Annotated in this window: 18 protein-coding genes and 1 rRNA gene; 6 read left to right on the forward strand and 13 right to left on the reverse strand. The window is 47.7% G+C overall.

Going from position 1 to position 21415, the window contains the following annotated elements; genetic code table 11:
- From J7E85_RS25830 to gyrA, 3 genes are all read right to left on the reverse strand, one after another.
- Positions 1-85 (reverse strand): 16S ribosomal RNA (locus J7E85_RS25830); the annotation flags it as partial.
- Between the two features lie 297 nt (positions 86-382).
- The gene (locus J7E85_RS25835; protein ID WP_215162861.1) at positions 383-1495 is read right to left on the reverse strand and encodes an HD-GYP domain-containing protein; all 1113 of its coding nucleotides are present in this window, start codon (positions 1493-1495) and stop codon (positions 383-385) included.
- A gap of 173 nt (positions 1496-1668) precedes the next feature.
- Positions 1669-4167 carry a DNA gyrase subunit A gene (gene gyrA / locus J7E85_RS25840; RefSeq protein ID WP_215162862.1) on the reverse strand — a complete coding sequence of 833 codons (2499 nt, stop codon included), beginning with the start codon at positions 4165-4167 and terminating at the stop codon, positions 1669-1671.
- Between the two features lie 411 nt (positions 4168-4578).
- Here gyrA and J7E85_RS25845 point away from each other — a divergent pair, with 411 nt between their 5' ends.
- Positions 4579-5397, forward strand: a complete 819-nt coding sequence (locus J7E85_RS25845; protein ID WP_215162863.1) for a YheC/YheD family protein — start codon at positions 4579-4581, stop codon at positions 5395-5397.
- Between the two features lie 133 nt (positions 5398-5530).
- On the opposite strand, the gene gyrB is transcribed toward J7E85_RS25845, so the two are convergent.
- The 6 genes from gyrB to dnaA form a co-directional block, all read right to left on the reverse strand.
- On the reverse strand, positions 5531-7441 hold the full coding sequence (gene gyrB / locus J7E85_RS25850; RefSeq protein ID WP_215162864.1) for a DNA topoisomerase (ATP-hydrolyzing) subunit B: 1911 nt from the start codon (positions 7439-7441) through the stop codon (positions 5531-5533).
- Positions 7442-7467: 26 nt separating this feature from the next.
- Entirely contained in the window at positions 7468-7719 is a 252-nt protein-coding gene (gene remB / locus J7E85_RS25855; protein WP_071219299.1) for an extracellular matrix regulator RemB, read from the reverse strand.
- A gap of 13 nt (positions 7720-7732) precedes the next feature.
- Positions 7733-8845, reverse strand: coding sequence for a DNA replication/repair protein RecF (gene recF / locus J7E85_RS25860; RefSeq protein ID WP_076326306.1), 1113 nt, complete (start codon positions 8843-8845; stop codon positions 7733-7735).
- 56 nt (positions 8846-8901) lie between these two features.
- Positions 8902-9117, reverse strand: coding sequence for a S4 domain-containing protein YaaA (gene yaaA, locus J7E85_RS25865; protein WP_076326305.1), 216 nt, complete (start codon positions 9115-9117; stop codon positions 8902-8904).
- A gap of 38 nt (positions 9118-9155) precedes the next feature.
- The gene (gene dnaN, locus J7E85_RS25870; RefSeq protein ID WP_215162865.1) at positions 9156-10298 is read right to left on the reverse strand and encodes a DNA polymerase III subunit beta; all 1143 of its coding nucleotides are present in this window, start codon (positions 10296-10298) and stop codon (positions 9156-9158) included.
- Positions 10299-10500: 202 nt separating this feature from the next.
- Positions 10501-11847 carry a chromosomal replication initiator protein DnaA gene (dnaA, locus tag J7E85_RS25875; RefSeq protein WP_285228853.1) on the reverse strand — a complete coding sequence of 449 codons (1347 nt, stop codon included), beginning with the start codon at positions 11845-11847 and terminating at the stop codon, positions 10501-10503.
- A gap of 734 nt (positions 11848-12581) precedes the next feature.
- Between dnaA and J7E85_RS25880 the strand changes: the two genes are divergently transcribed.
- Entirely contained in the window at positions 12582-13295 is a 714-nt protein-coding gene (locus tag J7E85_RS25880; protein WP_251036053.1) for a DUF6199 family natural product biosynthesis protein, read from the forward strand.
- Between the two features lie 174 nt (positions 13296-13469).
- Here J7E85_RS25880 and gntK read toward each other — a convergent pair whose 3' ends face one another.
- The 4 genes from gntK to gnd all read right to left on the reverse strand — a co-directional run bounded on the left by gntK (position 13470) and on the right by gnd (position 18343).
- Complete coding sequence (gene gntK / locus J7E85_RS25885) at positions 13470-15017, reverse strand: gluconokinase (protein WP_215162868.1); 1548 nt, start codon at positions 15015-15017, stop codon at positions 13470-13472.
- Between the two features lie 87 nt (positions 15018-15104).
- A complete protein-coding gene (locus tag J7E85_RS25890; protein WP_215162869.1) occupies positions 15105-16466 on the reverse strand; it encodes a GntP family permease in 1362 nt (453 codons plus the stop codon).
- 164 nt (positions 16467-16630) lie between these two features.
- Positions 16631-17308, reverse strand: a complete 678-nt coding sequence (locus tag J7E85_RS25895) for a GntR family transcriptional regulator (RefSeq protein ID WP_215162870.1) — start codon at positions 17306-17308, stop codon at positions 16631-16633.
- Positions 17309-17443: 135 nt separating this feature from the next.
- The gene (gene gnd, locus J7E85_RS25900; RefSeq protein WP_215162871.1) at positions 17444-18343 is read right to left on the reverse strand and encodes a phosphogluconate dehydrogenase (NAD(+)-dependent, decarboxylating); all 900 of its coding nucleotides are present in this window, start codon (positions 18341-18343) and stop codon (positions 17444-17446) included.
- A gap of 454 nt (positions 18344-18797) precedes the next feature.
- Here gnd and rpmH point away from each other — a divergent pair, with 454 nt between their 5' ends.
- From rpmH to jag, 4 genes are all read left to right on the forward strand, one after another.
- Positions 18798-18932, forward strand: a complete 135-nt coding sequence (gene rpmH / locus J7E85_RS25905; protein WP_006207379.1) for a 50S ribosomal protein L34 — start codon at positions 18798-18800, stop codon at positions 18930-18932.
- 228 nt (positions 18933-19160) lie between these two features.
- Positions 19161-19511: a ribonuclease P protein component gene (rnpA, locus tag J7E85_RS25910; protein ID WP_009591465.1), complete on the forward strand. Its 351-nt coding sequence runs from the start codon at positions 19161-19163 to the stop codon at positions 19509-19511.
- A 75-nt stretch (positions 19512-19586) separates the two neighbouring features.
- Positions 19587-20480, forward strand: a complete 894-nt coding sequence (locus tag J7E85_RS25915) for a YidC/Oxa1 family membrane protein insertase (RefSeq protein ID WP_215162872.1) — start codon at positions 19587-19589, stop codon at positions 20478-20480.
- Positions 20477-21262, forward strand: coding sequence for an RNA-binding cell elongation regulator Jag/EloR (gene jag, locus J7E85_RS25920; protein ID WP_215162873.1), 786 nt, complete (start codon positions 20477-20479; stop codon positions 21260-21262). The genes J7E85_RS25915 and jag overlap by 4 nt, the downstream gene beginning before the upstream one ends.
- The last annotated feature ends 153 nt before the right edge of the window (positions 21263-21415 follow it).

Genomic DNA, 21415 nt, shown 5'->3' on the forward strand with positions numbered 1-21415 from the left:
ATGAACTCCATCAAGTCCGCTCGACTTGCATGTATTAGGCACGCCGCCAGCGTTCGTCCTGAGCCAGGATCAAACTCTCCAATAAAGTGTTTGATTTGCTCATTTCTTAACTGACGAGAATTTGTTCAATTCTCTATTTCAACGTTCCACCTAAGTGGTTCGTTTTACTCACTCGTTGTTCAGTTTTCAAAGATCAACTTCTTCGTCACTAGCGAATCTCGTTCGCACCAGCAACTCTTATAATATATCACAATCTCAATTATTTAGCAAGCTTTTTTTTGAAAACTTTTATTTCATTGAAAGCTGCGATATATATCCGCTCAGAAGCGGCAAGAAATAATATATCACAGCATTCCTATGTAGGTCAACCCTTTTTTTGAAATCAATAAATGACTTCTTCTATATAGAGTTGGCGCTGCTGCATCAAGTTAATAATCTCTCCCTGAACCGATACCATCGGTCTCGTTGAATGCTGGGCGTCCGTAAATACAATTTCTCCCGAAGTGCCATTGCTCAACCGCACTCGAGTACCTGAATGCAAGGAGGTTACCTTTTGGATGAAAGTCTGAACGATCTTTGGATCCAGCTTGCCAAAGGCCTCCAGTTGGATTTGTTCCAACACAACATAAGGCGATTGGGCATTTCGATAGAACTTATCCAGTGTCATCGCATGAAAGATATCGGTAACAGCAACGATCTTGGCATAGATATGAATCTTGTTCCCCTCCAGCCGCAGTGGATACCCCGAGCCATCTACTTTCTCGTGATGCTGGAGAGCTGCCAGCCGAACTCCTTCATTCACCGCCGCAACATTCTTGAGAATCTGATAACCGTAGGTCGTATGCTGACGTACTTCTTCGTTCTCTTCGTCGGTTAGTTTGGAAGGTTTGTTCAACACAATCGGATCAATCTTGGCATTTCCGATATCATGCAGCAGTCCTGCAAAGGCTACTTGCATCCAATCTTTCTGCGGAAGCCCCACCCATTGTGCCAGCTTATAGGAGGAAAGGGCACACAATACTGCACTGTGATAGCGATAATCATGGCGATTGGTCATGCGTGGAATAAATTTAAGGATATGATACTCATGTTGGTGTTTTAATAAGTTGTCCATTTGATTACGAACTTCATACATTCGCAGCTCGCCCGTTATGGCGGATTGGTAACAGTTTTTGACCAGGATCATGGTCTTATCGTATTCCTCATGCAAGGCCAAGTCTTTTCGAACAGGTACCTCTTCGTTCCCACTGCCCTGTTGATTTCCCGTAAAGATCAGCGACGGCTTCTGTCCGGCGGATTTTACGGTCGGTATTCTAGTGCTGTCTGCCTCAACGGATTCCACAATAAGATGGTCCACCATGAAAGCTTTCAATACCTCTAGATCCCGGGGAAGCAAGACCTTCCCTTTTTGAAGCAAAAGGCCTCCCAGAGGCGTATACACATCTTTGGCCAGCTTTACTCCAGCCACCACTTCATTCACGGCTTTGATCGTCATGATCAACCTCTCCATCTATTAAGCTGCGTCATAGCAGCAAACTTCACCTTATATTATACATATTATAGTTTGTCTTTCGCGGCCTGTACAATACCAATTCCCTGAATTTGTAATCCGGTAAGACAAAAAAAAGAGCATGAACGCAAATCTGCATCCATGCCCGATACTTTCGTTTATTCTTCCGTCGGCTCAAGCGGCTCCGTGCCATCTTGACCTTCTTCTTCCTCTTCGCCCGCTTCAGGCTCATCGCTCTTATCCGCACGGCACACGGTACCTACGGAATCATCCTCACGGATGTTGATCAGCTTCACGCCCTGAGCATAACGGCCCATGGTAGAGATGCCCTCCATGCTCGTACGGATGATGGTGCCGCTAGACGTAATAATCATGAGATCCTCTTCCGATTTCACGACCTTAAGTGCCACAACCGGTCCATTTTTCTCCGTAATATTGATGGTCTTAATGCCTTTACCGCCACGGGTCTGGCTGCGGTAGTCGCTTGCAGGCGTCCGCTTGCCGTAACCTTTGGTCGTTACAATAAGGATATCAAGTTCCTGGTCCACCACGTCCATGCCAATGACTTCATCATGGTCATCCAGGGTAATTCCTTTAACCCCCGTCGCGCTTCTTCCCATCGAGCGAACATCGCTCTCCTTGAAGCGGATGGACATTCCCTGCGCCGTACCCATGATGATCTCCTGCTGACCATCTGTCAGCTTAACCTCGATCAGGGAATCATCCTCGCGCAGGTTGATCGCAATCAGACCGCCCTTGCGGATATTGACATAATCCTCAAGTGGGGTTTTCTTAACGACACCCTGGCGCGTTGCAAAGAACAGGAAATTATCGCTGTCAAAGTTCTCCACCGGGATCACGGCATTGATCGACTCGCCCTGTTCAATCTGAATCAGGTTGATGATCGGCGTTCCGCGGGCGGTACGGCTAAGCTCTGGGATCTCATAAGCTTTCAACCGGTACGCCTTCCCTTTGTCCGTGAAGAACATCAGGTAGTGGTGAGAATTCGTGACGAAGAGATGCTCGACAAAGTCCTCACTCTTCGTATCCATCCCCACAACGCCGCGGCCGCCCCGCTTCTGGCTGCGATAGGTGTTCGCAGGCAGACGCTTGATGTAACCGGTATGCGTAATGGTGATGATCACTTCTTCCCGTGGAATCAGATCCTCGTCCAGGATGCTGTCTTCCCCGACCGTAATTTCGGTACGGCGTTCATCAGAGAAGCGCTCCTTAATCTCTTGTAGCTCATCATTGATGATCTGAAGCACAAGATGCTCATTAGCCAAGATCTCGCGCAGTTCCGCGATTCTGGCCAGCAATTCTTGGTACTCGTTCTCAATCTTCTCGCGTTCGAGTCCGGTCAGGCGCTGCAAACGCATATCCAGAATAGCCTGCGCCTGCTCATGACTGAGACCGAAACGCTCCATCAAGCCTTCGCGGGCAGCCTCTGTGGTCTGTGACGCACGAATGAGGGCAATAACCTCATCGAGATGATCCAGCGCAATCCGCAAACCTTCGAGAATATGAGCCCGAGCTTCCGCCTTCTTCAGTTCAAACTCGGTCCGGCGACGGATAACGACGACCTGATGCTCCAAATAGTGGAACAGCACGTCACGCAGGTTCAAAATTTTCGGCTCATTGTTTACGATGGCCAGCATGTTAATACCGAAATTAGACTGCATGGCCGTATGCTTGTACAGGTTATTCAGAACGACATTCGGATTGACGTCTCGGCGCAGCTCAATAACAATCCGCATACCGTTACGGTCCGACTCGTCGCGGAGATCCGTAATGCCGTCAATCCGCTTATCGCGAACCAATTCCGCGATCTTCTCAACCAGACGAGCCTTGTTCACCTGATACGGAATCTCGTGAACGACAATGCGCGCCTTGTTGTTATTATTCTCTTCAATGGTCGCCTTCGCCCGCATCGTAACGGACCCTCGGCCCGTGCGGTAGGCTTGACGAATCCCTTCACGTCCCAGAATATATCCCGCTGTCGGGAAATCCGGTCCTTGAATATATTCCATCAGCTCCATCGGTGTGATATCAGGGTTTCGAATCATCGCCTGAACGCCATCGATCACTTCACCGAGATTATGAGGCGGAATATTGGTAGCCATACCTACTGCGATCCCGGATACGCCGTTGACCAGCAAGTTAGGATAACGCGCAGGAAGAACGACCGGTTCCTGTTCCTCACCGTCATAGTTAGGAGCAAAGTCTACAGTCTCTTTATTAATATCACGCAGCATTTCCATAGCAATCTTCGATAAACGAGCCTCGGTATAACGCATAGCTGCTGCCATATCGCCGTCAATGGAACCGAAGTTTCCGTGTCCATCAACAAGCATATAACGCATGGAGAAGTCCTGCGCCATCCGAACCATGGATTCATAAACTGCGGAATCACCATGAGGATGGTACTTACCGATAACCTCGCCAACAATTCTTGCCGATTTCTTATGCGGTTTATCCGGGGCCATTCCAAGTTCAGACATCGCATATAAAATACGACGGTGTACTGGCTTCATTCCGTCCCGTACATCCGGCAAAGCCCGGCTGACAATGATGCTCATCGCGTAGTCCATAAAGGACTCGCGCATCTCGGTACCAATGTCACGATCTTTGATTTGGGAGAAATTTTCTTCCGCCATGCTGGACCTCCTTCATTTTCCTATCAACCATGCCTTGATCTATGTGAAAAAAGCAGAATAGTGATCAGAAACCTAAAAACGCACTAACCTTTATTATATTACTTTCACAAACCGTGCACAATTAAACACGGGATGGATCAAGTGAAAGAATGATTTTGCCCGGAAATCGGGATATACGCCCTGTCCTCCGTGCCCCTTTTCACATACAATGCATTGCACAGGACTTTTCGTATCATCACATCTTTATATTATACCACTGTTTGTCATACTTGTCCTATGTTTTCCGGGTATAGGCTCTCTTGCTGGAGATGGCCCCCATTCTTTCAAATCAACCGGATCAACACGAGTTTGTATTACGCGACAGGCCAAATCCTGTCACTCCCATCATACAACTGGAAAGGATGAAGATGGTTGACTATTCAACGCGTTGCAAGCAAGTGGGCGAAAACGAAAATACTCTTGAAAAATAAAGGTCTCGTCTCTTATGTTCCCTCCACCCGCCAATATTCGTTGGAGGCGCTTGAAGACATGCTCGGTACACATAAGCTTGTGTATATCAAGCCTGACCGGGGGACCTACGGTATCGGCGTCATGTCAGTCGAACAGCTCCATTCCCAAAACGCTGATGCTGATGCCGATGAAACCACGACTACTTCCTACAAGCTTCGTTATGAACAGAAAACCGAAATATTTACCTCTCTGGAGGGTCTCCATAAAACACTGAGCACTCTGTTCCAGGGCCAGACGTATCTGATTCAGCAAGGCATCCATCTGCTTAGTCATAAGGGTAACCCCTTTGATCTTCGAGTACTTACACAGAAAAGTCCATCGGGTCAGTGGGTAAGCACAGGAATCATTGGCCGGGTAGCAGCCAATAATAAAATCATTACCAACCATCACAGCGGCGGCGTGGTTCAACACTATAAACCGCTGATGACCGAGCATATGACGGCAGAAGAGGCAGAGAATATCCGAAGAGAGCTGAATACGCTTGGGGTGAATGTCGCAGCCCAGCTGCAGAAATCCTATCCCAATCTGAAAGAAATCGGCTTGGATATTGCCATTGATAAAAGCTGGAACATCTGGATCTTGGAGGTTAATACCAAACCTGCACTGTTCCCGTTCAAGAAATTTTTCAAAGATCCCAGCATCTACAAACAGGTTAAGAAATATGCTACCGCTTATGGCCGTAACTTATCCACCAAGAAAAAAGCCAAAAAGACCGGTTAGCATGCGATATATTAATTAATCCCCCAAATTTAGGTTATATGACGAGCACACCAAATCCACATCCATCGTAAAAATAAAGGGGCAACCCTGAGGCCTTCACAGACCTTGGGATGCCCCTTTTTGAATGAAAACCTTATACGTCCAAATTACGGACCGACTTCGCATGCTCCTGAATGAAATCCCGTCGCGGTTCAACGTTATCGCCCATCAGGGTATCAAACAACGTATCGGCCAGGATCGCATCTTCGATGGTCACCTGAAGCATGGTACGGCTCTCCGGATCCATCGTCGTCTCCCACAGCTGTCCGGCGTTCATCTCGCCGAGACCTTTGTAGCGCTGTACGTTAATTTTGACGTTCTCACCGAATTCCTTAATGATCTGGTCGCGTTCTTTCTCACTGCCGGCATAACGGATCACCTTATTGCGCTCGACCTTGAAGAGCGGCGGTTGGGCTATATAGATATATCCCGCTTCTACCAGCTTACGCATGTAACGGTAGAAGAACGTCAGCAGCAAGGTACGAATATGCGCACCGTCGACGTCGGCATCGGTCATAATAATGATTTTGTGATAACGGGCCTTGGACAGATCGAAATCTTCCGCAATCCCTGTGCCCAGCGCCGTAATGATCGCCCGGATTTCCGCATTGGAGAGGATACGGTCAAGCCGCGCCTTTTCCACGTTGAGAATTTTACCCCGAAGCGGCAAAATGGCTTGGAAATGTCGATCGCGTCCCTGCTTGGCGGATCCGCCGGCAGAGTCACCTTCGACGATGTACAGCTCACTGATGGAGGCATCCTTGGAAGAGCAGTCTGCCAGTTTACCAGGCAATGCGCTGACTTCAAGCGCACTCTTCCGGCGTGTCATCTCGCGGGCTTTACGCGCCGCTTCACGAGCACGTGATGCCTGGAGCGCCTTCTCCAAGATCCGACGGGAAACCGACGGATTCTCCTGCAGGAACTCCTGCAGCTTCTCAGCGAACAAGGATTCCACAATTCCGCGTACTTCACTATTGCCGAGCTTAGTTTTGGTTTGCCCTTCAAACTGCGGCTCCGGTACTTTGACGGAGATGATTGCCGTCAATCCTTCACGCACATCGTCACCCGACAGGTTGTTGGTGTTATCTTTGATCAATCCCGTTTTGCGGGCATAGTCATTGATGATTCGAGTGAGCGCACTCTTAAAGCCGGATTCATGCGTTCCGCCTTCGTGCGTGTTGATATTATTTGCAAAAGAATAAATATTCTCGGTATAGCTGTCGTTATACTGAAGCGACACTTCGACCTGAATATTATCCCGTGAACCCTCAACATAGATAGGGTCTTCGTGCAGCGCTTCCTTCTTCTCATTCAGGAACTTGACGTATTCAATGATTCCGCCCTCGTATTTGAAATAGTCGGAGGCACCCGTGCGTTCGTCCGTCAGTGTAAGCGCAATGCCCTTGTTCAGGAACGCCAGCTCACGGATCCGTGTCAGCAGCGTGTTGTAATCATATTCCGTTGTTTCCGTGAAAATCTCCGAATCCGGCAGGAAGGTTACGGTTGTCCCGTGATCGTCGGAATCCCCGATGATCTTGATATCATATTGAGGTACGCCGCGATGATACTCCTGTTGGTAGATGTGCCCATCACGTTTGACCTGAACCACGACTTTCGAAGACAGTGCATTCACAACTGAGACACCAACACCATGCAGACCGCCGGATACTTTATATCCACCGCCGCCAAACTTACCGCCGGCATGAAGAACGGTCATAACGACTTCCAGCGTCGACTTCTTCAGTTTGGCGTTCTCGCCGACCGGAATTCCGCGCCCGTTATCGACAACGGTAACACTGTTATCCTCATGGACAATGATTTCGATATGGTCGCATATTCCCGCCATCGCTTCGTCAATACTATTGTCCACAACTTCCCATACCAAATGATGCAAACCCTTAGCACTGGTAGACCCGATGTACATCCCCGGACGTTTACGAACGGCTTCTAATCCTTCCAGTACCTGAATCTGATTCTCATCATATGTCGGTTGATTCATAGACATGCCTTCACCTACTTCTACAGATTCTGTTATGCCTGAGCTACAAAATGATTGGCTCTCTTCTTAAGCGTTGCAGAGGAGATCGGAGAGTAATAGACGATCGATTTCGTCACCACAATGGATTTCGGATCTTCTTCGCCAATCATCTCCACGACTTTATGCTGCTGGGCATGCGTGACGAACTGCTTGGAGATTTTTGAAGATTTCTCTATCGAGATATCAAAAATTCCAACCAGCTCCGACGAACGGATGATCTTCTCTCCGCCCAAATGAATATACATATGGAATCACTCCTTAAGAGCCCACCTGTCCGTCATGGACATGAAAAATGCTGGCACCCTTCAATTTGTCGGTATTCAAACTCTCAATGCCCGTCGCCGTGATGAATGTCTGCACTTTGCTCTGGAATGTCTCGATCAATTGTGTCTGCCGGTACGGATCCAATTCAGAAAGCACATCATCCAAAAGCAGCACCGGATATTCACCGATCTCTTCCTGTATCAGCTCGATTTCAGCCAGTTTCAAAGATAGCGCTGTCGTCCGCTGCTGACCTTGAGATCCATACGTTTGGACTTCTTTGCCATTAATATAAAAAGCCAGATCATCTCGATGAGGACCTGCCAATGTCATACCACGCCGTATTTCTTGCTCTTTCATTTGTGATAATTTTATCATAAATGTCTCAAATAAGACAGCTTCATCTTCTTCCTCCGCGTCAGCAAAGGACGGAAGGTAGTGTAAAGAGAGCTCTTCCAGGCCGTTTGTGATTCCCTGATGGATGCTTTCAGCCCACTTTTGCAGCTTTTTTATAAATTGTTTCCTCTTCTTGACGATTTTAACACCATGTTCTGCCAATTGGCTGTTCCAAATGTCCAGCATCGCTTGTTCAGCACTGCCCTTCCCCCATAATTGCTTCAGCAGATTGTTGCGCTGCACGAGCACCTTCTGGTATTGCTGCAGATGAAACAAGTAGCTTGGTGCCACCTGGCCGATCTCCATGTCAAGAAACCGGCGGCGAACCCCCGGCGTGCCTTTGACAATCTCCAGATCCTCGGGTGCAAACATCACGACATTGAGCGAGCCGATGAAATCGCTAAGCTTTCGCTGCTCAAGTCCATTGATTTTTGCTTTCTTCCCCTGCTGGGATAAGCTCAGCTCCAGCTTCAAAGCTCCGTACTTGCGGTCGATCTCGGCTGATATATGGGCACTGGATTGCTCGAATCCAATCAATTCGCGATCCTTGGAGGTACGGTGGCTCTTCGTTAAAGCAAGCACGAAGAGCGCCTCCATCAAATTCGTCTTTCCCTGAGCATTGCGTCCGATAATCAAATTAACGTCACCAAACGCCTCAAGCTGCAGCTTCTCGTAGTTTCGATAGTGCTGCAGGCTGACATTTTTGACAAACAAGCTTATCCTCTCCCTCGTCTTCCGCGCGTAGCGCCAAAGCGGCTGCGGGAGGCTGTCTATTGTGCTGCCACCTGAAACGTTCCGCAATCCTCCACCTTGACGATGTCGCCAGGAACCAGTTTGCGTCCGCGCCGCTCTTCCTTTTCGTCGTTGACCAGAACTGCTCCTTCCTGCAGCAGCGCCTTCGCCATCCCACCTGTGGATACGCAATCTGAAAGCTTCAAGAACTGATCCAGCTTAATATATTCACTGTGGATAAATATTTGTTTCATGACTTCGTCCTTTCATCCCTATCAACATGGGGATAACTTTAATTGGCTGTACGATACGGCAGAATAATATATTGGCTCTTGCTGTCGTCGAGCGGTTTAAGAATGATCGGGCTCATAACTCCCATGAAAGCGATCATCAGCTGTTCACTTTCAACCACTTTTAGCACGTCCAGCATATATTTGGAGTTGAACGAGATGCGCAGTGGCTCCCCTTTGAAATCGACCAGATCCAATTCTTCACGAACTTTACCAAGCTCGGAGGAGCTGGAAGAGATCTCGATGCCGCCATGTTCCATCGTTTGCAGGAGAACAATGTTCGTTTTCTCCTCTTTGGAGAGCAGGTAGGCGCGGTCGATCGACTCGCTTAATTTTTTTGTGTCCAAAACGAGTTCTGTTTTATGCGATGTTGGAATAATTCTAGAAGTATCGGGATAAATGCCGTCCAGTATACGAGAATAGAACAGAACACGGTCAATTTTAAATAATACCTGATTATCGGCCACAACGATATCGACCAGCGTATTTTGGTCCGGAATGATTTTGCTCAGCTCATTCAGCGTTTTACCGGCAATAACGACATTGTTGAACGAAATGTCCTGCACATTGTCCAGCTGTGCGGAGCGAGTTGCCAATCTGTGACGGTCTGTAGCGGTAAATTTCAGCTCATTGTCGTTCAGACTCCATAATACCCCAGTCAGAATAGGTGTTGTTTCATGGGTGGAGATGGAGAACACCGTTTGCTTAATCATATTTTTCAGCAGATCTCCAGGCAAAGAAACGGTTTGGCTGTCTTCAATGTTGGGCAATACCGGGAATTCTTCCGGGTCCAAGCCCACCATCTGAATTTCCGTAGCTCCCGAAGAGATAAAGGTGTGGAAGTTTTCTTTTACCTCCATCTGGATTTCTTGGGAAGGGAGTTTCTTGATGATTTCAACAAAAAATTTGGCTGGCAGCACAACACTACCAGGCTGCTCTACCTGGACGATGGTATGCTTCTCATCTTCCGCAGGAATAAACGATTGAATGGAAATATCAGTATCGCTAGCAGTTAGTGTGACACCTGAATAGGTGACATCCAGTTTAATGCCGCTGAGGATCGGAATCGTGGTTCGGCTGGAAATCGCCTTGGATACGTGTTGAATGGATTCGTTTAATACATTTTTTAATATGCTGATTTTCATCAATTTCACTCCTTACGGAAAAATGAGAGGGGTTTTTTCACTTGGCGAATGCCAAGAGGATTCCCCTCTTTATGGTTAAATTATTTATTAATTATTATTAGTAATAGTAATAGGGGCACTGAATATGTGGATAAGCCCCGGAAAAGGCATAAAATTAAGCCTATCCACATGTGTATAGATTGTGCATAGGCTTTGAACTTGTTCAGGTTGGATTTTTGATTTTCTCCGTAATATTATTGACCACTTTGAACAACTCCTGGTCATTTTTCAGAGATTGGGTAATCTTCTCATGGGCATGGATGACAGTGGTATGATCCCGGCCTCCGAATGCTTCTCCGATCTTGGGAAGGGAAAAGTCGGTTAATTCGCGGGACAGGTACATGGCAATTTGCCGCGGAAACGCGACGGCTTTGGTCCGCTTGCGGGCTTTGAAGTCTTCCATCCTCAGGTTGTAATACTCGCCGACCTTTTGCTGGATGTCCTGAATCGTAATCATTCGCGGCCGGCTGGACGGAATAATATCCTTCAGGGCTTCGGCTGCCAGATGAGTTGTTACGTCCTGATTGGTCAGGGAGGAATAGGCAACGACACGGATCAGGGCACCTTCGAGCTCACGAATGTTCGTATCGATCTGATTGGCGATATACATCATGGCTTCGTTCGGAATATCCAAATTCTCGGCCTTCGCTTTCTTGCGAAGAATAGCGATCCGCGTCTCCAGATCCGGTGGTTGAATATCGGTGATCAATCCCCATTCGAACCGGGAACGGAGCCGTTCTTCCAGCGTCGGTATCTCCTTGGGCGGACGGTCACTGGATATGATAATCTGCTTCCGCTCTTCGTGCAGGGCGTTAAACGTGTGGAAAAATTCCTCCTGCGTCGATTCTTTGCCTGCCAAGAACTGAATATCGTCAATGAGCAGAATATCGACGCTACGGTACTTGTTGCGGAAGCTTTCAGCCCGGTTGTCCCTAATGGAGTTGATGAACTCGTTGGTGAATTTCTCGGAGGAAATATACACGACTCTACTGCTGGGATTGTGCTCCAAAATATAGTGGCCGATGGCATGCATCAAGTGCGTTTTTCCAAGACCAACTCCACCATATAGGAATAATGGGTTATACGCCTTAGCCGGAGCTTCGGCAACAGCGAGCGAGGCAGCATGCGCGAACCGGTTGCCAGAACCGATGACAAAGGTATCAAACGTATACTTCGGATTCAGCATATGAGACTGAATTTCTTCCCCGGATATTTCAAGCGGCGGCGAGGGCTGCTGCGGAACAGGTTCATGTCCTTTAGCCTCTTCAATGACAAAGCGGACATCCACCTGTTTGCCCACCACCTCCAGTACGGTTGCACTAACCAGCTTGGTGTATCGGCTCTCCAGCCATTCCACAGCAAACGTTGTCGGTGCTGAAATGACGACGGAGTGATCGTTAATGGTCAATGCCTTGGTCGCTTTAAACCAAGTGTCAAAACTCGGTTTACTCAGCTTGGTTTGTATGATCGATAATATTTCTTGCCATAATTCGGAAGTATGGCTTTCCAAAACTGTCACTCCTTTAAATCTTCCAAATGTGGCTAGAGCCATGTGTGGAATTGTCGAAAGAAAATGAATGATGTCTAATTATCCCCAGAACTAACTCCTGTGGAAACAAAAAAATATGGATAAATTGAAATTGTTCACAACTTTATCCACAGCCTGTTGATAATATTATAGCTTCATTCACATATTCACAACCAAAAGTAATATCATCATAGCAAAAGAAGGCCTTATTTTCAATGTATGTCGCTAATTTATCCACAAATTCAATACGTTGTGCATAATTTTTATTCACACCACTATATATTGTTTATAATTTGTTTAGCCTTCGACATCATTGGCCTCAAAACGCGAAAAATTATTCACAGGTTGTCCGATTCGCATGCAGAATTTTCTTCTCTCACCATCTGTTCATAACTTATGGTTGAATGTTCTAGCAGCCAATCAATCGACCAAGGGTGAAAAATGACTGTGGATAGTCTTCAAATGGAATCGATAGATTTCCATTTGAGGGCTTTTTTTGAAGAGATAAGAAAGTATAAACATCCGAGGCTTAGCATCCTTATCTCGCAAGAGAAACTTCCTCTAAAGCGCGATTGGTGTCGTATAACGGCAATTTATTAGGGACTTAAGTTGGTAACAGGCAACCCTCTGGCTTTTGAAACTTTTTTTGCGAAGGGACCGTATGATTAGTAAAAATCGGAATGGGGAAATCAAGGATGCGGACGGAAGGGAAGGCCTTGAAGTGGAGAAGAATAGGGTTACTACTCGCTCTGGCGGCCGCATTGGTTCTAATTACCGTGTGGGCCCAGGGCTATTATTCGAAGAAAGTGTTTCATATGGAAGGACTAAAGTACGCCAAATATGCCGATTTGGGAAGCGGGAGCATCGAATATAGGGCTTCATTTGGCCGCGGCGAGCCAATTTATGTTCATACTTATGAAGAAGAGAAACAAGTTGAGATTGCGGGCGAGATATATGAAATCCGGGAATATGGAAAGGAATCGGGCCATTCTGCGTCATATGAAGTGAGTTATCCTGACGGTAAAACCTACCGAGCGAAGCCTTTTGGAGATCGGAGTTTTCTTTCATACGACGAGAAGGGAGAAATGGTGGTGCCCGGCATCAGGTTCAGTGATGGAACGGGGCAAGTCCACCGATCCGATCCGGAAGAGCCTCGCTACTTCCCCTCAGAGCTGGTGAAGGCTTCCGACGTGCGGAATCATGACCCCAACGGCAGCGTAGGATTCTTCATTTTGGCGCTCGTGATGCTGATCTATGCCTGGTGCGGATTCCGTTATGAAGCCTTTCAACGCTTTTTGTTTCATATATCGCCCTCGAATTGGATGGTTGAAAGTCCGGAGCCCAGCGATTTCTACTTCTTTATGTGTAAGGCAGGGGGAATTTTCGGCATGGGATTCTCACTGTGGATATTTTTCACACAGGCATTATGACAAAAAAAGCCCGTTTTCGCCATGGATCGGATCCATCGAAAACGGGCTTTTTTTCAGATAAAGTATAAACTTCGAAACTTGGCCTACCTGATATTGCAAGAAAAACAACATCTAATCGCGGGTCTGTTTTCTCTAGAATGTACGTAGATAGACGTTTTCCTTACTATAGTAAGCTTACGATTGCTCGAATCGGCGCTGAAATTGGCTAATGGCTTCATAATCTTCTTCCAGTTTCCGCGAAATGCGGATAAAGATTGGCAGCAGAGCCTTATAAACATCAGAACTTTCCTTCACAGGCTGGTGTTCATGGGTGCCGCCAACCATCGTCTCTACAATGTCGAGTGAATCCGCTCTTCCTGTAGCGTACAGACCAAGGACTACGGCGCCAAGGCAAGAGCTCTCGTAGCTCTCCGGCACGATCACCTGCTGGTCAAAAATATCCGCCATCATCTGCCGCCAGATCGGTGAACGGGCGAAACCGCCGGTGGCATGGATTTTGGCCGGCCGGCCGATTTGTTCCTCCATCGCCAGCAGAACGGTATACATATTAAAGATCACGCCCTCCAGCACGGAGCGGATCATATGCTCTTTTTTATGATTCAGGGTTAAACCAAAGAACGACCCTCGGGCATTCGGATCCCATAACGGCGCACGTTCTCCGGTCAGGTACGGGTGGAATAGCAGTCCGTTCGAGCCTGGCGGAATACGGTCCGCGATTTTGGTTAGTACATCATACGAATTGATGCCGAGCCGCTTGGCCGTTTCGACCTCGGAGGCGGCAAATTCATCGCGAACCCAGCGGAAAATCATGCCGCCGTTGTTAACCGCGCCGCCGATGACCCAGTGTTTCTCCGTTAATGCGTAGCAGAAAATACGACCCTTCGGATCAGTCATCGGTTTGTCGACAACCGTACGGATTGCACCGCTCGTACCGATGGTAGCGGCAACGACTCCCGGTTTGATGGCATTCACGCCGAGGTTCGACAGCACGCCGTCGGCAGCGCCAAGCACGAAGGGTGTGGAAGTGGAGAGCCCCATGGCTGCGGCATACTCTATTTTCAGGCCTTCTATGATATGTGTCGTCGGTACTATCGTAGATAAATGGTCCTCCGTGATGCCAGCGAGCTCGAGCGCCTGCTGGTCCCATGCCAGTGCCTCGAGGTTCATCATTCCGGTACTGGAGGCAATGGAGTGGTCTACAATATATTGGCCAAATAGTTTGAAATAAACATATTCTTTAATCGAAATGAATTTGGCTGTTTGATGAAAGAGGGAGGGCAGCTCATGGCGCATCCACATCAGCTTGGTCACAGGTGACATCGGATGAATCGGAGTTCCGGTTCTAAGATACAGCTCCATGCCGCCGAGTTCTTTTTTGAGCTTTGCAGACCAGGCAGCACTGCGGTTGTCGGCCCAGGTAATGCAGCGAGTCAACGGGGTGCCTTGGCTATCTACGGCAATGACGCTGTGCATCGCCGCACTGAAAGATACGAACAGAACTTGAGCCGGATCAATCCCGCTCTGCGACATGACCCCTTGGACAGAGGAAATGACAGTCTGAAAGATTTGCTCCGGATCTTGTTCCGCCGTAGAGGGAGTAGGGGTGAGCAGCGGATATTCGCCGCCAGCTTTGGCTACAACCTCACCATTCTCCTTGAAAAGCACGGCTTTGGTGCTGGTTGTTCCGATATCGACACCGATCATATAGTTCTGAGTACTCAAGAGACATACCTTCTTTCTACGTAAGGGCACCCGGTTCGCTGTCAAAATATCAGCATTCCGGGAGCCCCCATGTGTCTTATTGCTTCATTATACAATTACATTGAGAACCAGAGCCAACACCAGTCCGGTCAGGGACAGAATTGTCTCCATCACGGTCCAGGATTTCAGCGTCTGGGCTACCGTCATGTTAAAGAATTCTTTTACCATCCAGAAGCCGGCATCGTTCACGTGAGACAGTACGATGGAGCCTGCCCCGGTAGCAAGCACCACAAGCTCTACGTTAGCCCCAGGCGTCATGGCAAGCACAGGAGCGACAATCCCAGCGGCAGTCGTCATGGCTACAGTGGCGGAACCGGTTGCAACTCGAATGAGTGCGGCTACAAGCCACGCGAACAGGATGATATTGATATTTGCACCGGTTGCAATTTCGGCAATGGCATTGCCGACGCCGCTGTTGATCAGAACCTGCTTGAATGCACCGCCCGCACCGATGATCAGAATGATCGTAGCGATCGGAGCGAGACATTCGCTGGTGAAGCGGGACAGATCATGTTTATTAAAGCCGCGTGCGAATCCCAGCGAGAAGAAGGAGAAGACTGCAGCGATGAGCAGTGCAATGACTTCATGACCGATAAATTTGCAGAACACGGCTATAAAGCTGGTGGACTCCGGATCGATAATATCGGCTGCGGAACCGATAAGCATCAGAATGACCGGCAGCAAGATTGTAAACAAAGTGATGCCGAAGCCGGGTAATCCGCGTTCAGCTTTGCTTGAGAACTGCTCGGCAAGTTCCTCGGGTGGTTCGGTTCGGATCCGTTTGCCGATAAATTTGCCGAACACCGGACCGGCCAGTATCGCTGCAGGGATCCCGACCAGGAGCGAGTAGAGGATCGTCATGCCAAGGTTCGCATCATAAGCTTCAATAGCAATCATTGGAGCGGGATGCGGAGGCACCAAACCGTGAACGGTGGACAATCCGGCGAGAATTGGAATGCCGATGTGCAGCAGAGACATTTTGGTTTTGCGTGCAACCGTGAAGACAATAGGAATCAACAGGATAACGCCCACCTCGAAAAATACGGGAATACCGACGATAAAGCCGACAATCATCATGGACCAATGGACCCGCTTTTCGCCGAAGCGATCAACGAGGGTGGTCGCGATTTGCTCGGCGCCTCCGGATTCAGCCATCATTTTTCCGAGCATGGTACCAAGGGCGATAACGATGGCAATCGTCCCAAGCGTTCCCCCCAGTCCGCCGGTGATCGAAGTAATAACATCCGCAGTCTGCATGCCCGTCAATAGGCCAAGGATCAGTGCGGAGATCAGTAGGGTCACGAAAGGGTTCCATTTATATTTGGAAATCAGCACGATCAGGAAGACGATCGTCAGCAGCGTCCAAATCATTAATGTAGCATTATGACTGAGACCGAATAGTGAATTCATATCTTGCTTCCTCCTATAGATTACCCCTTTTGAATTGGGAAATGGTTCATATCGAGCTGTTCTGCGGTAGTATACCCAAAACAAAGCTGAATTCTGATTGTATACTTGTCGACAACTTAGAGCGTACACTGTGTTTCGTAAGACGGGGGGAAGGGAGGATTAAGCTAACCCTCCGGAAAACTAAGATGAAGCGTCTGACGGGAATCATCGAAATAATGTTGAACTGCCGTTTGGATCCGTGCCGGATCCAGAGATTCCATCTCTGCAATAAGCTGAATATGCTTGTCCATGACATACCGAATCTTGGTGCCTCCGCCACCGAACACCTGACGGGTCGTAATTAACATGACTGTGATTACGATAGGGCGAATGCTCTTCCACAGATGAAGAATCCGTTTATGGTTCGCTTCCGTAATGATCCGTTCATGAAAAGCCAAATCCTGATAGGAGAATTCAACCGGGTCCTCATGTTTGGCGGCAAGCTCCATCCGATCAACGATTTGTTTTAAATGTTGGATTAATTTCGGCTGGGGATTCGCAAACACTTGGCCTTGAACAAAGCTCTCAATAAGATAACGGACATCGTATAATTCTTCTACTTCCTTAAGCGATAAGCCCATGACAACGGCGCCCATGCGCTCCAATTGTATCAATCCCTCGCTGGACAGCGTTTTCATTGCTTCCCGCACAGGAGATCGGCTGGTGCCGAATTCACCTGCAATCCGGTTCTCGGACAGGATTTCTCCGCGCTTGATGGTACCGCTAATAATCTGTAATCTCAGTTCACTGGCGATGGTCTCTCCAAGAGAGGCTCCTTGAAGCCACGTTGAGGGAAATTTCATAGCATAATTCTCCAATCCGGTACTGATTCTAATTTTCTCTAGTGGTAATGATACCACATCGAAAGGAAAAGGGACCATAAAGAGGCTATGACATGATGCCCTTAAGAAACAGCAGGTTATAGAAGAGAATTAATGCTATTCCGATTTCTCAACCGCATGGCCGCCGAATTCATTACGCAGTGCTGCAACGACTTTACCGTGGAACGTATCTTGGTCAAGGGAGCGATATCGCATGAACAGCGACATGGCAATGACTGGAGCGCTGGCTTGAACCTCAAGTGCCGTTTCAACGGTCCATCTTCCTTCGCCGGATGATTTCATCACGCCTTTGATGCCATCCAGCTTCGGATCCTTGGAAAATGCGTTTTGCGTCAGCTCCATGAGCCAGCTCCGAATGACGGAACCATTGGACCATACCCGCGCGACATCCTCATAGTTGAAGTCGAACGCGCTTTTTTCCAACACTTCAAAGCCTTCCGCAATGGATTGCATCATGCCGTATTCGATTCCGTTATGGACCATTTTCAGAAAATGACCGCTGCCGCTTTCCCCGGCATACAAGTAACCGTTCTCAACAGCCATATCCTTAAATAGGGGTTCAATGCTGTTGAATACGTCGCGGTTGCCCCCAATCATAAAGCAGCCACCGTTATGAGCGCCTTCCATACCGCCGGAAGTGCCGGCATCAAAATAATAAATGCCTTGATCCGCCAGGCGCGCTGCACGGGCTTTGGAATCTTTATAATGTGAATTGCCACCGTCAATCAGAATATCACCGGACTCGAGGAGTGGGGTGAGGGAATCGATGACGGAATCCACGATATCTCCAGCTGGTACCATCATCCAAACGATGCGGGGTTTATCCAGTTTGGCAACAAGCAATTCAGTTGATGCTGCGGCCTCGGCACCACACTGGGCAGCTTGATTGACCAATTCCTTATTTAAGTCGTAAGCTACGACCTGATGCTGATGATGAATTAGATTCTGAACCAGATTGAGGCCCATTTTCCCCAGACCGATCATGCCTATTTTCATAAAACAAAGCAGCTCCTTCTTAGATGTATACTTGTATACAACTTAAATTCAATTATTTATACTACTCTTTTATAGCTCCTGTGTAAATAAGGGACATTTTAGGGATGAAAGGCGTTATATGGATCGAAAAATGACATCCACAACCTATTTAAATAGGTTATCCCCATGTGGATAATTCAAAACTAGCAATAATGACTACTTGTGGAAAACTTAAGTGCTTGCTGAAGTTAACTAAGGTTTGACTTTTGGGCCTGAACGTGATTAAATATATAAAGGCATTTTCTGTGAAGATGAGAACATTATCCGCTATCATTTAGCGGTCTGTTTACAAGAGATACGTCCATAGACGTCGGTTCAACAAATCGCGGTCTATTCTTCCGTGAAAGTGCGTCGATTGACGTTATGATCTTAAAATATGGGTACGACATATTCCTGTAAGGGGGTGCATTAATTCATGAGACCGACTTTCAAACCGAATGTAAGCAAACGTAAAAAGGTACACGGCTTCCGTAAAAGAATGAGCACGAAGAACGGACGCAAAGTATTGGCTAACCGCCGTCAAAAAGGCAGAAAAGTACTGAGCGCTTAATATTGTGCCACGAAGACCACCGAGGTGGTCTTTTTTTCGTAATATCTCCTGCAGTGTGAGGAGTTTCCTTTTGAAATCGGCAGGATATAAGCTATAGTGTGTCTTAAAGTAAAGTATTCCAAGTGAGTGTTTATAGCGGTTTTGGCATGACTATACTATTATAATAGAAGAGATGCCAAAGAAACGTTTAATTCTTGAACTTGATTAACGGCAGGGCGGGAGAAACTTGTGCATAGAAAACTTCGTTTACGGAACCGCGCTGATTTCAGCCGGGTATATCGACACGGAAAGTCCTTCGCCAATCATCAATTTGTTGTATATTGGTCACGCAAAAAAGAGGTAGAGCAGTTTCGCGTTGGCGTTTCATGCAGCAAAAAGATCGGCAATGCGGTTGTCCGCAACCGGATGAGACGGCTGGTTAAAGAGATTGTCAGGCACCATCAGCATCAGATTATCGAGCATATTGACCTGATCTTTATCGTTCGAAAGGGAGCACTCGATAAGTCATATCAGGAGCTGGAGAAAAGCGTGCTTCATGTATTGAGGAAATCGTCCCTTCTGAAAGCGAAGAGGGGCTGAACCATGTGTTTATTTGTCCATATAAATATGTTATGATTTACCGTGGAATGGAATGGCGAAGAGAGGGGTTTTGAAGTGTCGTTCATGAAGACAAGACGAGGGAAATGGTTCCTCCTCACCGCTGTAATACTTGCAGTGGCCGTTATATCAGGTTGTGCGCCTGGTGGAGCTGACCAAACGCGTACCATTGAAGATTTGAAAAATGGAGGCTTTTGGCAGAGCAACGTTGTTTATTACTTTACATGGGCACTTGATACGTTTGCTACATGGTTTAACGGTGAATACGGATTGTCCGTACTCGTGATGGTGCTTATCGTCCGTACTTTGATTTTACCGCTGACTCTGAAACAGGTCAGAAGCTCGAAGGCAATGCAGGCCATTCAGCCTGAAATTCAGAAAATTCGCGAGAAATATAAAGATCAACCTGAAAAAGTTCAAATGGAAACGATGAAGCTCTTCCAGGAGAATAAGGTTAATCCGATGGCGGGATGTTTGCCGCTGATCGTACAAATGCCGATATTTATCGCACTCTATCATTCGATTTACTATAACAATCTCCTTCGTGATCACGAATTCCTGTGGCTGCAATTAGGTCAACCGGACAAGCTGTTTATTTTGCCGGTGCTTGCCGCTGTAACTACGTTTTTCCAAACGAAAATGATGATGAAGATGAACCCGTCTCAGCAAATGGGAATGATGCAGTTCATGCTGTTCGTTTATCCGATTCTGATCTTTGTAATGTCCTTCCAGTTCCCTTCGGCACTTCCGTTGTACTGGTTCTACAGTAACCTCTACACGATCGTGCAGAACTACTTCTTGTACCGCAACAATGACAAGGCTGCTCTCGTGGCAAGCGTTGCCAGCGCAACCGACGGTCAGAAGAGCAATAAGAGCGGTAACAAGGGCGGGAAAAAGAGTGGCAGCAAAGGCGGGAAAAAAGGTTCGAAGGGAGCCAAGAAGTCGAGATGAGTAAAATCGTCGCAACAGGAAAAACCATTGAAGATGCTGTCGCACAAGGGCTGGCCCGATGGGGTGTAAGTCAAGACCGTGTATCGGTTCAAGTATTGAGTCAGCCATCAAGAGGATTCCTGGGCCTGTTCGGGGTCAAGGAAGCGAAAGTCGAACTAACGCTCCTGCCTGACGGTGCTGGCGGCGATTCATCTGTGAAGGAAGTACCACCTACGAACGCGCAAGCTGTTCCAGCCAAAGTGGTTCAGGTCTCTAATACCTCTGTAATGACGCAGGAACCTGCTGTCAGCATGGATACAGAGAGCCCTGGCACAGCTTCGCTTGCAGGCAAGGATCCTTACCAGGAAGCCATCACCTTTCTGATTGAAACCGGACAAGCCATGGGGCTTGATATTTCGGTTGACGTCGAGAAGGGGAAAGACTTTACCACGCTTCAAATTTCCGGCGCCGGACTTGGACTAATGATCGGGCGCAGAGGTCAGACTCTGGATGCCCTTCAGTATCTGGCGAATATCGTAGCTAACCGTTACTCCGACAGCTATCTTCGCATCGTACTGGATGCCGAGAATTTCCGTGATCGTCGCAAGAAGACGCTGGAGGATCTGGCGGATCGGTTAGCGGGACGGGTTCTGAAGACCCGTAAAGAGATTGTGCTTGAGCCTATGCCTGCTGCTGAGCGGAAGGTGATTCACGCCAAACTCCAGTCGCATGGAGCCGTGAAGACGTACAGCAAGGGCGAAGAGCCGAACCGGCGGGTTGTCATTACACCCAAGTCGTCCTAAATGAGTTGAAGAGTATATATAAACAATGACTCCTTAAGCTTCAAGAGGGAGTCATTGTTTTTTAAAAAGACATATACAGGAAGACTCCAGCAGGAGGTTTTCTTTAACGTTGATAGATGTAGCAGCTGGATTATATATGATATGTCTGTAATT

The sequence above is a fragment of the Paenibacillus sp. ISL-20 genome, from assembly GCF_018613005.1.
Classification (GTDB): domain Bacteria; phylum Bacillota; class Bacilli; order Paenibacillales; family Paenibacillaceae; genus Paenibacillus_AQ.

What these genes read in the sequence shown, in the direction of transcription:
- dnaN (WP_215162865.1), bottom strand. Translation starts at nt 10,298, where the DNA reads ATGAAAATCAGCATATTAAAAAATGTATTAAACGAATCCATTCAACAC.
- remB (WP_071219299.1), bottom strand. Translation starts at nt 7,719, where the DNA reads ATGTATATTCATTTGGGCGGAGAGAAGATCATCCGTTCGTCGGAGCTG.
- rpmH (WP_006207379.1), top strand. Translation starts at nt 18,798, where the DNA reads ATGAGACCGACTTTCAAACCGAATGTAAGCAAACGTAAAAAGGTACAC.
- yaaA (WP_076326305.1), bottom strand. Translation starts at nt 9,117, where the DNA reads ATGAAACAAATATTTATCCACAGTGAATATATTAAGCTGGATCAGTTC.
- J7E85_RS25895 (WP_215162870.1), bottom strand. Translation starts at nt 17,308, where the DNA reads ATGAAATTTCCCTCAACGTGGCTTCAAGGAGCCTCTCTTGGAGAGACC.
- J7E85_RS25890 (WP_215162869.1), bottom strand. Translation starts at nt 16,466, where the DNA reads ATGAATTCACTATTCGGTCTCAGTCATAATGCTACATTAATGATTTGG.
- gyrA (WP_215162862.1), bottom strand. Translation starts at nt 4,167, where the DNA reads ATGGCGGAAGAAAATTTCTCCCAAATCAAAGATCGTGACATTGGTACC.
- jag (WP_215162873.1), top strand. Translation starts at nt 20,477, where the DNA reads ATGAGTAAAATCGTCGCAACAGGAAAAACCATTGAAGATGCTGTCGCA.
- J7E85_RS25835 (WP_215162861.1), bottom strand. Translation starts at nt 1,495, where the DNA reads ATGACGATCAAAGCCGTGAATGAAGTGGTGGCTGGAGTAAAGCTGGCC.
- gnd (WP_215162871.1), bottom strand. Translation starts at nt 18,343, where the DNA reads ATGAAAATAGGCATGATCGGTCTGGGGAAAATGGGCCTCAATCTGGTT.
- gyrB (WP_215162864.1), bottom strand. Translation starts at nt 7,441, where the DNA reads ATGTCTATGAATCAACCGACATATGATGAGAATCAGATTCAGGTACTG.